Origin of the sequence: Nocardiopsis halotolerans DSM 44410 (genome assembly GCF_000341065.1) — a bacterium.
GTDB lineage: Bacteria > Actinomycetota > Actinomycetes > Streptosporangiales > Streptosporangiaceae > Nocardiopsis > Nocardiopsis halotolerans.
Window position 1 is genome coordinate 8,786 of record NZ_ANAX01000138.1, and the last position, 12,996, is coordinate 21,781.

A 12,996-nucleotide genomic window follows, 5' to 3' on the forward strand; every position below is an offset into this window, starting at 1 on the left:
TCCTGGGCGGAGGAGTTCACCGCCGGGGTCCGCGACGAGTGCGCGGTCGCGGGCGGCACCGTCGTGGGCGGCGACATGGTGGGATCGGACACCCTCACCATCGCGGTCACCGCGCTCGGCGACCTCCAGGGGCGGGCACCGGTCCGACGCGACGGCGCCCGACCCGGCGACGTGGTCGCCTACACCGGCCACCTGGGGCTGTCCGCCGCCGGGCTCGCCCTGCTGGAGAGGGGGATCGACGGCCCGGCCGAGTGCCTGTCCGAGCACCGCAGGCCCAGCCCGCCCTACGCGCGGGGAGCGGAGGCCGTCCGGCTCGGTGCCACGGCCATGCTCGACGTCAGCGACGGCCTGGCCCAGGACCTCGGGCACGTCTGCCGCGCCAGCGGGGTGCGTATCGACCTGGAGGGCGAGGCGCTGCGCCCCGAACCGGCCCTCCTGGAGGCGGTCCGGGTCCTGGGCGGCGTCGACGGGGCGGAGCGGACCGCGCGCGACCTCATGGTCGCCGGAGGGGAGGACCACGCACTCGCCGCCGTCTTTCCCCCGGACACCGTTCTGCCCGACCACTGGCACCGGATGGGCACCGTTGTCGCGGCGGCGGACGAAAGCACGGGAGAAAACACAAATCCGGTCACGGTCGACGGACAACCGCCCCACCACGGCGGATGGAACCATTTTCAGTAGAGATGAGTCTCTTTGGATTTGTCCTGTTTAACTCTCGCGCTAGGCTTTGCGAACACGGCCTACACCGTTTCCCGGGCGTGGCGCCCACCTCGTGGGCCACAGCGGACCCACGGAGTTTCCACGAGCGGCTGACCGACGAGGGCCGAGGGAAAAGGTGCCGGTGACGGAAGGCGGCGACGGGGGAGGGGTCGGAGCCGAAGCTCTGGGTGGAGGGCGACGGGAACGTCGAGAGGCGGTTTATGGGGCGGCAAGGCTGGCGGAACAGCACCCGCCGGGGCGCGCACCGCAGTGAGCCGGAGAACGCCGGTGCGCTGCGGAGGTTCGGCGGCCTCATCGAGAGCACGGTTCCCAAACGCGTCGAACCGCCGCGGCTGCTCAACGTACTCGTCGTCTCCGGTGTCATCCTCGGCCTGCTGCTGTTCGGGTACAGCACCACCCAGATCTACCTCCAGTTCGGCGGCGCTCCCGGCACGCCCCAGGCCCCCGGGGTCCAGGACGGGGCCGAGCCCACACAGGACGACACCCCGGACGGAGACGAGTCGGCCGCCGGGGAGGACGGCTCCCGGGGGCCGCAGACCCAGGCGGGTTCGGAGCCGACCACGGTCGTCTACCGGATCACGGAGTCCACGTCGGTCGGATTCAGCGCGCACATCACCGTCACCAACACCTCGCAGGCCACGCTGACCGCGTGGGAGCTGGCACTGGCCTTCGAGTCCGCCGAGGTCACCCACGTCAACGGTGCGGACTGGGCGGAGATCGAGGACGGCGTCCTGGCCCGTCAGCCCGCGGACCAGGGCGACCTGGCGCCCGGTGAGTCGGTCGCGCTGACCTTCGACGCCGTGGGCGTGCCGCAGAGCCCGGTCCGCTGCTCCCTGAACGGCCACATCTGCGAACTCTGAGCCACCGCGCGCGGGTCCCGCACGCGAGCCCTCCCCGAGGTGGGTACTCCCCGGGACAGGGGGCGCTCCCCGGGACGGTGGGCCGTTCCCGGAACACCGCCGCGCGGACGGGATCCCCCGCGCATCGGAGTCCCCCGTGTCCTCAGTGCCCTCCGCACGGCGGAACCGGACACCGCGACCGACGGCCGACAAGGGTGAAGGCCCCCGACCGTGCTGGTCGGAGGCCTTCATGGAAGGAGGGCTGGGAACCCTAGCGGGTCACCTTGCCGGCCTTGATGCACGAGGTGCAGGCGTTCACGCGCTTGGGCGTGCCGCCCACACGGGTGCGGACGGTCTGGATGTTGGGGTTCCAGCGGCGGCGGGTGCGACGGTGCGAGTGGGAAACACTGTTACCGAACCCTGGTCCCTTGCCGCAGACGTCGCAGACGGAAGCCACGGTAACTCCTTCAAGCGCTCGGGATCGCGCACGTCGCCGCACGCGAAGGTTCATCCGACCGGGAGAGGTCGGGCGGACTGGTTGACGGGAAAGCCAACCGTGGAAGGGTACACGAAGGACATGGCCGAACGCGGCAGCCTGACCGCCGACCGGTGTCCGTACGCGCGATGGTGGGCCGGGATGGGGTCGTGGAACGACCTCGGCGGCCACCGGAGCATCGAATCAGCCACGCGGGCATGGCGAAAACGCGATGAACTTCCCCGAGTATACCCCGGCTGGAAGGGGCGGACGCCCGTGGCCGGGGAGAGACCGCCGCACGCGGCCCTCCGAGAACGCCACAGCCCGCGCCCGCGGCGCCGACGATCCCGCGAGAGACGCGCGAGCGTCGCACCGGAGGACTACCGTGGCGGTGACCGGCGAACCGAGACGGGAAGCACACGTGAGCACCTGGGACGAACCACTGAGCAAGGGACCGCTCAGGGGCAAGACGGCGAAGGCCCTCGCCGAGAAGCTCGACCTGCACACCCTCGGCGACCTGCTGCGCTACTACCCGCGCCGGTACGACCGACGCGGCGACCTGACCGACCTCGCCGGACTGCGCGAGGGGGAGGAGGTCACCGTGCAGGCCCGCGTCCTGGACGCCAAGCGGCGCACCGTGCCCGCACGGCAGGGACGCCGCCGCATGGACATGATGGAGGCCACCGTCACCGACGGTACCGGCCGCCTGCACCTGACCTTCTTCAACCGGGGCTCGTACCACCAGAGCGCCCTCGTCGCAGGACGGCTGGCGATGTTCTCCGGCAGGGTCTCCACCTTCAAGGGCCGTCGCCAGCTCGACCACCCCCAGTACGAGATCCTCGACGAGGACGGCCACGAGGGCGAGCGGGCGCAGGCCTACGCCGACGAACTGATCCCCGTCTACCCGGCGGTCAGGGGCCTGGACTCCACGACCATCGCCCGCACCGTCGACACCGTCCTCGCCGACGTCGACAGCCTTCCCGACCCGCTGCCGCCCGAACTGCGCGAACGGCGCGGGCTCCTCGGCGTCGCCGACGCCCTGCGACGCATCCACCGACCCACGGAATGGGCCGACGTCGGTGCCGCCCGCCGCCGCCTGAAGTGGGACGAGGCCTTCGTCCTCCAACTCGCGCTCGCCCAACGGCGCCGCCAGGCCGAGGAGCTTCCCGCCAAGCCCCGACCCGGGGCGGTCGGCGGCGTCCTGGACGCCTTCGACGCGCGGCTGCCGTTCACGCTCACCGACGGTCAGCGGGAGGTGGGCGGGCGCCTCGCCGAGCGCCTCGACGCCACACACCCCATGCACTGCCTGCTCCAGGGCGACGTCGGCGCGGGTAAGACCCTGGTGGCCCTGCGCGCCATGCTCCGGGTCGTGGACTCAGGAGGGCAGGCGGTCATGCTCGCGCCCACCGAGGTCCTCGCCCAGCAGCACCACCGGTCCATCAGCGCCATGCTCGGCGCGCTGGGCCGCGCCGGGCAGATCGACGGGGCGGAGAACGCCACCCGCGTGGCGCTGCTCACCGGTTCCATGAACGCCGCGGCCCGCCGGGAGGCCCTGCTCGACGCGGCGTCCGGTGCGGCGGGGATCGTCGTGGGCACCCACGCCCTCCTCCAGGAGCACGTGTCCTTCGCCGACCTGGGGCTGGTGGTGGTCGACGAACAGCACCGGTTCGGTGTGGAGCAGCGCGACGCGTTGCGGGAGAAGGCCGTGGACGGGCGCCCGCACGTGCTGGTCATGACGGCCACCCCGATCCCGCGCACCGTCGCGATGACCGTCTACGGCGACCTCGACGTGGTGGCCCTCACCCAGCTGCCCACCGGGCGCGCGCCCGTGTCCACGCACGTGGTGCCCGCGCGTGAGAAGCCGCACTTCCTGTCCCGGGCCTGGGAACGCGTCCGCGAGGAGGCGTCCGGCGCGCACCAGGCGTTCGTGGTCTGTCCGCGGATCGGCGACGACGCCGGGAACGAGGCGGAGGAGGAGGTCGGCGCGCCGGGAGGGGAGGACGCGCCGGGTGCCCGGCCGCCGCTGGCGGTGCTNNGCGGCCCGGTTGCGGGAGGGCCCCCTCGCCGACCTGCGCGTGGAGGAGCTGCACGGCCGGATGGCCCCCGACGACAAGGACGCGGTGATGCGCCGTTTCTCGGCGGGGGAGACCGACGTGGTGGTCTCCACCACGGTCATCGAGGTGGGCGTGGACGTGCCGAACGCCACGGTGATGGTCATCATGGACGCCGACCGCTTCGGTGTCTCGCAGCTGCACCAGCTGCGCGGCCGGGTCGGCCGTGGCCGGCTGCCCGGACTGTGCCTGCTGGTCACCGACGCGGAGGAGGGTTCACCGGCCAGGGAGCGGCTGGCCGCGGTGGCCGCGACCACCGACGGCTTCGAGCTCTCCCGGGCGGACCTGGAGATGCGCAGGGAGGGTGACGTGCTGGGCGACTCGCAGTCGGGCGCCCGGTCCAGCCTGCGGATGCTCACCCTGCTCAAGGACGAGAAGCTCATCGGGGAGGCGCGCGAGGAGGCCACGGAGTACGTGGTGAAGGACCCCGAGCTGGCCGGGTACCCGCCGCTGGCCGAGGCGCTGGAGGCGCTGCTGCCCGAGGACCGGGCGGAGTACCTGGACAAGGCCTGAACCTTCCGCGCGCACCTCGTCGGAGGCGTCTGGCCCGGCTGGCCACGGGGGCGGGCGCCGCCTGGTGGAGCGGGAGACCGGCGGCTGTCCTGGTCGCGGGAGCCCCGCCCCTGGGAGCGGTGCGGTGCGTACCCCCCGACACCGCTCCCGCACCGTGCGCTCCCCGGCGACCGCCCTGTGGACGACCCCGGGTCGTCCACAGGCCCGGAAAGGCTCTGGTGCCGTGCGTTTGGGCGAGCCGGACCTGGTCAAGGGGGCGCTGTCGCCCCACCCGCTTCGTGCTGCCCGCGTACCGGGACGTCCAGCCCACCCCGCCCGCTACCTTGGGGAGTATGACCCGCATCATCGCCGGGACGGCCGGGGGACGGCGCATCTCCGTTCCCGAGGGCCGTAACACCCGGCCCACCAGCGACCGGGCCCGCGAGGCGCTGTTCTCCTCCGTCCAGTCCGACCTCGGCCCCCTCGACGGCCTCCGGGTGATGGACCTGTACGCGGGCTCGGGCGCGATCGGCCTGGAGGCCCTGTCCCGGGGCGCCGCACACGCACTGCTGGTGGAGGCCGACCGCAAGGCGTCCCAGGTCCTCAGGGACAACATCCGCACCCTCGGTCTCCCCGGCGCCCAGCTGACCGCCGACCGGGTGGAGCGGGTGCTCGGCCAGGACAACCCGGGTGATCCCTACGACCTCGTGGTCGCCGACCCGCCCTACGCCGTCACCGACGCCGAGGTCACCGCCATGCTGACCGCCCTGGTCGGGCACGGCTGGCTGGTCGAGGACGCCGTGGTCGTCGTCGAACGCTCCAAGCGCGGCGCCGAGCCCGCCTGGCCCGACGGCCTGGAGCGCGACCGCAGACGGGGGTACGGGGAGGCGGTGCTCTGGTACGCCCGCCCGTCACCCGCCCCCACCCCCGAGTCAGCTTCTCGGTCGTGAACGACCGAGCGCGCGGTTGGACCACCCCGCTGGGTGCGAGGGAGCCCACCGCGTCTGACCCGACCACCTTGGGGTGGTCGGGTGGGACGTGTGACGTACGCCCCGCGTTCCACCCGTCCTGGCCTCTGCGGGCCAGGACGCGGGAGGCATTCCGGTCCGCGTGCGCACCGTGCCCCGGGACGCCTGGGCCGCCCCGCGTTCCGGCGAGCCTCCCGGACGGCGACGGAAACTGGGATAGGAAAGCGTTCGGGGCCGGTTCCGGCGCGACCGGGGCGCCCGTCCGCCGAACGCCCGTTCCCGACCGTCATGGCAGGTGGCGCGCGGAAAGCGCCTGCACGTCCCGCCCCTGGGCGGATGTGGCCGCTAAGCGGGTGTTGCCCGAATCGGCACGAGGGCGAACCCCTACGATCGCGGTACCCGAACGTAGTTCTTGAAAGGGGCGATCCACCGTGCGCCGTGTCGTCTGTCCGGGCTCCTTCGACCCGGTGACCTACGGTCATATCGACATCATCGGCCGAGCGGCCAAGCAGTACGACGAGGTCGTCACCGCGGTGCTCAACAACGTCAACAAGCGCGGACTGTTCAGCGTCCCCGAGAAGCTCGACATGCTCCGGGAGAGCACCGCCGAACTCGGCAACGTCCGGGTCAGCGAGTTCGACGGACTCCTCGTCGACTTCTGCCGGGAGAACGGCATCGAGACCATCGTCCGCAGTCTGCGCTCGGTCAGTGACTTCGACTACGAACTCCAGATCGCCCAGATGAACTACCGGCTCTCCGGCGTGGAGACCGTGTTCATGACGGCGAACCCGCAGTACTCCTTCCTGTCCTCCAGTCTGGTCCGGGAGATCGCCCAGCACCGGGGGGACGTTTCCAGCCTGGTCACCCCCTACGTCCAGGAGCGCCTGCGCGAGAAGTACGCGCAGAAGGACTCCGAGGGCCGCTGAGCGGGCTCCCGTCGCGCGCCCCGCCACCGCCGCCGACCACGTACGTCCGCCGCCGGGTCCGGGGCTGATTTGGGTGGTCGGGGACATGCTGGGTAGACTCTCGGTTCGACCATGGGCATCGTCGGTTTTCGGCGCGTGCCCGAACGCCGGTCGCGCCAGTCGCAGCACGACGCCTCCCGCGCGCCCGACACAGCCGGAAGCCTCGTGAAAGTCCGATGACCCTGTCTCGTCTAGATCCTCGCGACCCCTTCGTGGTCGACACCCGCCAGCTGGGCCGCCAGCCGGGGTCGATGCGGACCGTCAACCGCATCGTGACCGTCCCCGAGGCGCTCGCCGCGGCGATGGCGGCCGTACCCGAGGGCAGCGAGATCGAACTGGACCTGCGCCTGGAGGCGGTGATGGAGGGCGTCCTCGTCACCGGCACCGCGCGTGGCCAGCTCACCGCCGAGTGCTCGCGCTGCCTGGACCCGATCTCGGACGACATCGAGGCCGGATTCCAGGAGCTGTACCGGTACTCCGCCGACGACGACGAGGCGACCGGGACGGACGAGGACGCGGGTGACGAGGATGAGGACTACTATCTAGAGGGCGATCTGCTCGACCTCGAACCCGTGGTCCGAGACGCCGTCGTGCTCGCGCTCCCGCTCACACCGTTGTGCGGCCCGGACTGCCCCGGCCTGTGCTCCGAGTGCGGTGCCAAACTCGCCGAGGCCGGTCCCGACCACGGCCACGGCGACAACATCGACCCGCGCTGGGAGGCGCTCCGCAAGATAGCGGAGGATCCCGGCGAGCGATGAGCTCGTGAACCGATCGCGGACGGTCGCCCCCGGGCGTCCCCGCCGACCGGAGCACACCCTCCCCGCCACAGCGCGCGGGGTGACCGAGAGAAGCGACCTCCCGCGACCGCGCGGGGGTGACCCAGGAGGATAAAGTGGCCGTCCCGAAGCGGAAGATGTCGCGGAGCAACACCCGGACCCGCCGTTCCCAGTGGAAGGCGTCGCGCCCGGTGCTGGTCAACTGCCCGCGCTGCCGTGACCCCAAGCTGCCCCACACCGCGTGCCCGACCTGCGGCACCTACAACAACCGCCAGGTCGTCAACCCCGCCTGAGGGACGTTCCTTGGATCACCGAGCTGGTCCGGACACCACCAGCGGCACGCGTCTGGCACATGACGGGCTTCGGGTCCCCGCACCCGACTCCCACCCTCTCGGGGCGGACCCCTTCGACGGGTCCGCCCCGAAGTGCTGTCACCGGTTCGCCCGCGCACGTGCGCCGTTCCGTGCCTCCGCACGTGCGCGGTCCGCGTCCACGCGGGTCACACCCGTTGTCCCGCCACTGCCCGAGCGCCCTCGCGCGGAGGTTTGTAGAGTGATCTGAGAAACAGCATCCGATACATGACGAACACAGGTGCGAGGGCGTCCTCGTGCCGAACCGTGATCCGGGCTCTCCGGGTTCCCGAGTTCGTGGTGGTTGCCGGGGGAGCGGAACCTCCCGCGACGATCACCTCGTTTTCGAGCACCCTGGCCGGGCCGCGGGGTCCGTACCCGACTCCAGCCGTCCGCGTGCCGCACACCGGCGCGTACGAACAGGGAAGTGAACGAGTGGCCAGCCAACTCTCCGCATCCGAAGCCCGGGCCTTCCACCAGGCCATCGGGGTCGAAGTCGACCCGAAGATCCTGCTCAGGGCCCTGACCCACCGCTCCTACGCCTACGAGAAGGGCGGCCTGCCCACCAACGAGCGCCTGGAGTTCCTCGGGGACTCCGTGCTCGGCCTGGTGGTCACCGACACCCTCTTCCGCAAGCACCCCGACCTGCCCGAGGGACAGCTCGCCAAGCTGCGCGCCGCCGTGGTCAACATGCGCGCCCTCGCCGACGTCGCCCGGGAGTTGGGCATCGGCACCTACATCCGTCTCGGCCGCGGTGAGGAGGGGACCGGGGGCCGCGACAAGTCCTCGATCCTCGCCGACACCCTGGAGGCGATCATCGGCGCCGTCTACCTGGACCGCGGGCTGGACGTGGCCTCGGAGTTCGTGCACCGGCTCTTCGACCCGCTCATCGCCACGGCCTCCGGGCTGGGCGCCGGGCTGGACTGGAAGACCTCCCTCCAGGAGCTGACCGCCGCCGAGATGCTCGGTGTCCCCGAGTACCACGTGGACGAGAGCGGCCCCGACCACCAGAAGACCTTCCGCGCGACGGTGCGCGTCGCGGGGGAGAGCTACGGCCTGGGCGAGGGACGCAGCAAGAAGGAGGCCGAGCAGCAGGCCGCCGAGTCGGCGTGGAAGGCCATCAAGGCCCGCTCCGAGACCGCCGCCAAGGAGACCGCCGCCGCCGACGGGCAGGGCGCCGCCTCGGGCGACGGGCGGAGGTGATCCAGCCGTGCCGGAACTCCCCGAGGTGGAGGTCGTCCGCCGAGGTCTGAACGAGCACGCCCTGGGCCGTACCGTCGGTGCGGTCGAGGTCCTGCATCCCCGTTCGGTCCGGCGGCACGTGCCCGGTGCCGCCGACTTCGCCGCACGTCTGTCGGGCCGCGTCCCCACCGCCGCGCGCCGCCGCGGCAAGTACCTGTGGCTGGTCCTGGACAACGGGGAGATGCTCCTCACGCACCTGGGTATGAGCGGGCAGATGCTGGTCCAGCCCACGGGCAAGCCCGACGAGAAGCACCTGCGCGTGCGCCTGCCGCTCTCGGACGGCACGGAACTGCGCTTCGTCGACCAGCGCACCTTCGGCCACCTGCTGGTGGACGAGCCCGGTGCGCGCGAGGACGTGCCCTCCTCGGTGGACCACATCGCCCTGGACCCGCTGGACCCCGACTTCGTCCCGGAGACGTTCGTGCGGGCTCTGCGGGCCCGGCGCACCGAGGTCAAGCGGGCGCTGCTGGACCAGTCGCTGATCAGCGGGGTCGGCAACATCTACGCCGACGAGGCGCTGTGGCGCTCCCGGCTGCACTGGGCGCGCTCCACGCGGGGTCTGTCCGACGCACAGGCCACCGAGTTGCTCGGGCACGTGCGCCAGGTGATGAACGAGGCCCTGGAGGTGGGCGGCACCACCTTCGACGGCCTGTACGTCAACGTCAACGGGGAGAGCGGCTACTTCGAGCGCGGACTCAACGCCTACGGCCGCCGCGACCGGCCGTGCGGCCGGTGCGGTGCCCCGATCATCCGTGAGGCGTTCATGAACCGCTCCTCGTACAGCTGCCCGACCTGTCAGAAGGCGCCCCGGGGCCGTGGGTGAGGGCCGTTCGGCGTGTCGGTGAGCAAAGTGTGTCTGCCGGGTAAGTAAGGAGTCGGTCCGTGGGGGACGACGTCGAGGCGGTCCGTGTGACCGCGTGGGTGCGCGGGCGCGTCCAGGGAGTGGGTTTCCGCTGGTGGACGCGGTCCAAGGCGCTGGAACTGGGACTGATCGGGGCCGCCACGAACCTCGACGACGGCCGGGTCGAGGTGGTCGCCGAGGGCCCGAGGGAGGCCTGCGAACGGCTTCTTGGCCATCTCAGGGGCGGCGCAACACCCGGCCGTGTGGACTCCGTGGTCGAACGTTGGTCCTCGTCTGGGGGGACGTTCACCGGATTCGTCGAACGGTGAGTATGCTTGTGGGGTAACGCGATCCGAGCACACCGCGCGACCGCGGCGGCCGACGTAAGGCTCGTGGTGAGGTCTCGCGGAGTGCGCAGCGACCAACGCGGGGCGTTCTCGGCGCCCGCACGCTCCGGCGCAGCCCGGGGTAGCCGTGTTCGGATCGTGCGCTGTCACCTGCCCAGATGTGTCTGTCTGGGTTGTGGCCGTTACGGACTGTTGTAATCCAATCTTGACCAGCGGCGCGTGCGGTGAGACTCTGGAAGACACATCGCGCAGTTCTTCCACCCGTGTGAGACGGCATCGACTGACGTTCCCACGGGGCATCACGTGCGCGGATCACCACTGGTCACTCAGTGTGGAGGACCCACATCATGGCGAAGGCTCTGTTTGGCCACGTCGGCGGCTCCGACCCTCGGATGGTTTCGGAGATGCGGCGGCTTCAGAAGCGGGTACGCGACCTCGAGGACGAGATCAGCCGTCTTCAGGCAGAGAACGACCAGCTCAGCATGGCCGTCACCGACGTCGCCTCCAGCGCGACCGACCGCGAGCCCGCGCTCGCCTGACCCGACCTCGTCGACGTTTCGGGCACGGACAGACCGGTCCGCTCCGAGCGTGGTCGACACACTGACGGGGACGCCGAACGCATGAGCCAGGCGTCCCTGGCCGAACCGTCGACGAACCGGTATCGACCCTCAGTCCACCGAGCCGCAGACTTTCCTTTCCCTTGTGGCTTTTTTACCGTTGTACCCGGCGGACCCCGTCACAACCCTCCGTGTCCGCCGGACATCCCCCCTCTTTCCCGCCCCGGCGCGGAACCGCAGGGCGTCCGCCCGGGAACACCAGCCCGAACCCCACCCTCCGGTCACCATCTCGTGGCACCCTTAGGTGGTCGCGCTGTGTATCCGCGGTGACCGTTGTGGGAGGTGTGGGTGTACCTGAAGAACCTGACGCTGCGCGGCTTCAAGTCGTTCGCGTCGGCCACCACCCTGCGTTTCGAGCCGGGGATCACCTGTGTGGTCGGTCCCAACGGCTCGGGCAAGTCCAACGTCGTGGACGCCCTGTCCTGGGTGATGGGGGAGCAGGGGGCCAAGTCCCTGCGCGGCGGCAAGATGGAGGACGTCATCTTCGCGGGCACCTCCACCCGCCAGGCGCTGGGCCGCGCCGAGGTCAGCCTCACGATCGACAACACCGACGGCGCGCTGCCCATCGACTACACCGAGGTCACCATCAGGCGGACCATGTTCCGCAACGGCGGTTCGGAGTACGCCATCAACGGCGACACGTGCCGCCTCCTGGACATCCAGGACCTGCTCAGCGACTCCGGCATCGGCCGTGAGATGCACGTCATCGTCGGCCAGGGGCAGCTGGACACCGTCCTGCACGCCGGCCCCGAGGAGCGCCGCGCCCTCATCGAGGAGGCCGCGGGCATCCTCAAGCACCGCAAGCGCAAAGAGAAGGCGATCCGCAAGCTCAACGCGATGCAGGGCAACCTGGACCGGGTCACCGACCTCACCGCCGAGCTGCGCCGCCAGCTCAAACCCCTGGGCCGCCAGGCCGAACTCGCCCGCAGGGCCGCCGTCATCCAGGCCGACCTGCGCGACGCGCGCCTGCGCCTGCTCGCCGACGACATCGTCACCCTCACCGAGCAGCTGGCCAAGGAGGAGGCCGACGAGAAGGAGGTCCTCGCCCGCCGCGGGGCCGCCGAGGCCGCCCTCTCCCAGGCCCAGGAGCGCGAGACCGCGCTGGAGGAGCAGGCCACCGCCGCCGCTCCCGCGCTCGCCCGGGCCCTGGAGGCCTACCACGCCCTGTCGCGCCTCACCGAGCGTCTGGACGCCGTGCGCGGCCTGGCCAACGAACGCCACCGCAACCTGGCCTCCGTCGAGGACGAGCCGGTCCACCGCCGTGATCCCGAGGAACTGGAGATGGAGGCCGAGGAGGCCGCCGCCCAGGAGGAGGAGCTCCTCCTCAGGCTGGAGGAGGCCCGGGAGGCCCTGGAGGCGACCGTCACCGAGCGCGCCACCGCCGAGGACGCCCTGCACCGCGAGGAGAAGCGTCTGGAGGCCGCGGCCCGTGCCTCCGCGGAGCGCCGCGAGGGCCTCGTACGCCTGTCCGCGCGGGTGGAGAGCCTGCGCGGCCGTCTGGCCTCCAGCGAGGACGAGATCACCCGGCTGGAGGAGTCCGCCCGGCAGGCGGCCGAACGCGCCGAACAGGCGCAGGCCGAGTACGAGATGGCCGCCGAGGAGGCGGCCGGGCTCGACGAGGGCGACGCCGAACTCGACGCGGCGCAGGAGTCGGCCGCCCGTCGGCTGTCCGAGGCCGACGCCGAACTCAACCGGCTCCGCGACGCCGAGCGCACCGCCGAGGGCGAGCGAGCCGCGCTCGCCGCCCGCAAGGAGGCACTGGAGCTGGGGTTGGCGCACAAGGACGGCGCCGACACCCTCCTGGGCGCCGACCTGCCGGGGATGCTCGGCAGCCTCGCCACCCTCGTCCAGGTCGAGACGGGTCAGGAGACCGCCGTGGCCGCCGCGTTCGGCACCGCCGCCGGGGCGGTCGCCGTCAGCGACCCCGACACCGCCGTGGTGGCGCTCGACCTGCTCAGGTCCGAGGAGGCCGGGCGCGCCGGGATCGTCATCGCCGGGGCCGTTCCCGCGGTTCCCCGCCAGGAGTGGCCCGAGCTGCCCGCCGGGGTCCGTTACGCCGTCGACGCCGTCGTCGCCCCCGAGCACCTGGGCGGTGCCGTCACCGCCCTGCTGGACCGCACGGCGCTGGTCGCCGACGCCTCCGCGGCCCGCGACCTGGTCCGCAAGGTCTCCGGGGTGCGTGCCGTCACCCCCGGGGGCGACGTGTTCGCCGCCGCGCTGGTCCACGGTGGATCGGCCGCCGCGCCGAGCCTG

At 71.8% G+C, this 12,996-nt stretch carries 12 protein-coding genes and 1 pseudogene (1 of these 13 running past the window's edge); 12 read left to right on the forward strand and 1 reads right to left on the reverse strand.

Annotation, left to right across the window (positions count from 1 at the left end; genetic code table 11):
* Nucleotides 1-681, forward strand: the 3' portion of a protein-coding gene (locus D455_RS0110200) for a thiamine-phosphate kinase (RefSeq protein WP_026122492.1). 288 nt of this gene lie to the left of the window's left edge; the window shows 681 of its 969 coding nt (coding positions 289-969); its start codon lies beyond the left edge, outside the window; it ends in the stop codon at nucleotides 679-681.
* 239 nt (nucleotides 682-920) lie between these two features.
* On the forward strand, nucleotides 921-1,580 hold the full coding sequence (locus D455_RS0110205; RefSeq protein ID WP_017570625.1) for a cellulose binding domain-containing protein: 660 nt from the start codon (nucleotides 921-923) through the stop codon (nucleotides 1,578-1,580).
* A 250-nt stretch (nucleotides 1,581-1,830) separates the two neighbouring features.
* Here the strand turns inward: D455_RS0110205 and rpmB are convergent, their stop codons facing one another.
* The gene (gene rpmB, locus D455_RS0110210) at nucleotides 1,831-2,016 is read right to left on the reverse strand and encodes a 50S ribosomal protein L28 (protein WP_013151263.1); all 186 of its coding nucleotides are present in this window, start codon (nucleotides 2,014-2,016) and stop codon (nucleotides 1,831-1,833) included.
* Nucleotides 2,017-2,455: 439 nt separating this feature from the next.
* Here rpmB and recG point away from each other — a divergent pair.
* The 10 genes and pseudogenes from recG to D455_RS0110260 all read left to right on the forward strand — a co-directional run.
* Nucleotides 2,456-4,658: pseudogene (recG, locus tag D455_RS29990) on the forward strand (ATP-dependent DNA helicase RecG).
* A gap of 332 nt (nucleotides 4,659-4,990) precedes the next feature.
* Nucleotides 4,991-5,587, forward strand: a complete 597-nt coding sequence (rsmD, locus tag D455_RS0110220) for a 16S rRNA (guanine(966)-N(2))-methyltransferase RsmD (protein ID WP_017570627.1) — start codon at nucleotides 4,991-4,993, stop codon at nucleotides 5,585-5,587.
* A 449-nt stretch (nucleotides 5,588-6,036) separates the two neighbouring features.
* Nucleotides 6,037-6,531, forward strand: coding sequence for a pantetheine-phosphate adenylyltransferase (gene coaD / locus D455_RS0110225; RefSeq protein ID WP_017570628.1), 495 nt, complete (start codon nucleotides 6,037-6,039; stop codon nucleotides 6,529-6,531).
* A 215-nt stretch (nucleotides 6,532-6,746) separates the two neighbouring features.
* On the forward strand, nucleotides 6,747-7,328 hold the full coding sequence (locus D455_RS0110230) for a YceD family protein (RefSeq protein ID WP_051064613.1): 582 nt from the start codon (nucleotides 6,747-6,749) through the stop codon (nucleotides 7,326-7,328).
* Between the two features lie 134 nt (nucleotides 7,329-7,462).
* The gene (rpmF, locus tag D455_RS0110235; RefSeq protein WP_017570630.1) at nucleotides 7,463-7,639 is read left to right on the forward strand and encodes a 50S ribosomal protein L32; all 177 of its coding nucleotides are present in this window, start codon (nucleotides 7,463-7,465) and stop codon (nucleotides 7,637-7,639) included.
* A 492-nt stretch (nucleotides 7,640-8,131) separates the two neighbouring features.
* Nucleotides 8,132-8,899, forward strand: a complete 768-nt coding sequence (gene rnc / locus D455_RS0110240) for a ribonuclease III (RefSeq protein WP_017570631.1) — start codon at nucleotides 8,132-8,134, stop codon at nucleotides 8,897-8,899.
* A gap of 7 nt (nucleotides 8,900-8,906) precedes the next feature.
* A complete protein-coding gene (gene mutM, locus D455_RS0110245; protein WP_017570632.1) occupies nucleotides 8,907-9,761 on the forward strand; it encodes a bifunctional DNA-formamidopyrimidine glycosylase/DNA-(apurinic or apyrimidinic site) lyase in 855 nt (284 codons plus the stop codon).
* Nucleotides 9,762-9,820: 59 nt separating this feature from the next.
* The gene (locus D455_RS0110250) at nucleotides 9,821-10,108 is read left to right on the forward strand and encodes an acylphosphatase (protein WP_017570633.1); all 288 of its coding nucleotides are present in this window, start codon (nucleotides 9,821-9,823) and stop codon (nucleotides 10,106-10,108) included.
* Nucleotides 10,109-10,473: 365 nt separating this feature from the next.
* A complete protein-coding gene (locus tag D455_RS0110255) occupies nucleotides 10,474-10,665 on the forward strand; it encodes a hypothetical protein (RefSeq protein WP_017570634.1) in 192 nt (63 codons plus the stop codon).
* A gap of 366 nt (nucleotides 10,666-11,031) precedes the next feature.
* The coding region (locus tag D455_RS0110260) for a chromosome segregation SMC family protein (RefSeq protein ID WP_017570635.1) at nucleotides 11,032-12,996 on the forward strand (1,965 nt) is incomplete at its 3' end.

What these genes read in the sequence shown, in the direction of transcription:
- D455_RS0110205 (WP_017570625.1), top strand. Translation starts at nt 921, where the DNA reads ATGGGGCGGCAAGGCTGGCGGAACAGCACCCGCCGGGGCGCGCACCGC.
- rsmD (WP_017570627.1), top strand. Translation starts at nt 4,991, where the DNA reads ATGACCCGCATCATCGCCGGGACGGCCGGGGGACGGCGCATCTCCGTT.
- D455_RS0110230 (WP_051064613.1), top strand. Translation starts at nt 6,747, where the DNA reads ATGACCCTGTCTCGTCTAGATCCTCGCGACCCCTTCGTGGTCGACACC.
- D455_RS0110255 (WP_017570634.1), top strand. Translation starts at nt 10,474, where the DNA reads ATGGCGAAGGCTCTGTTTGGCCACGTCGGCGGCTCCGACCCTCGGATG.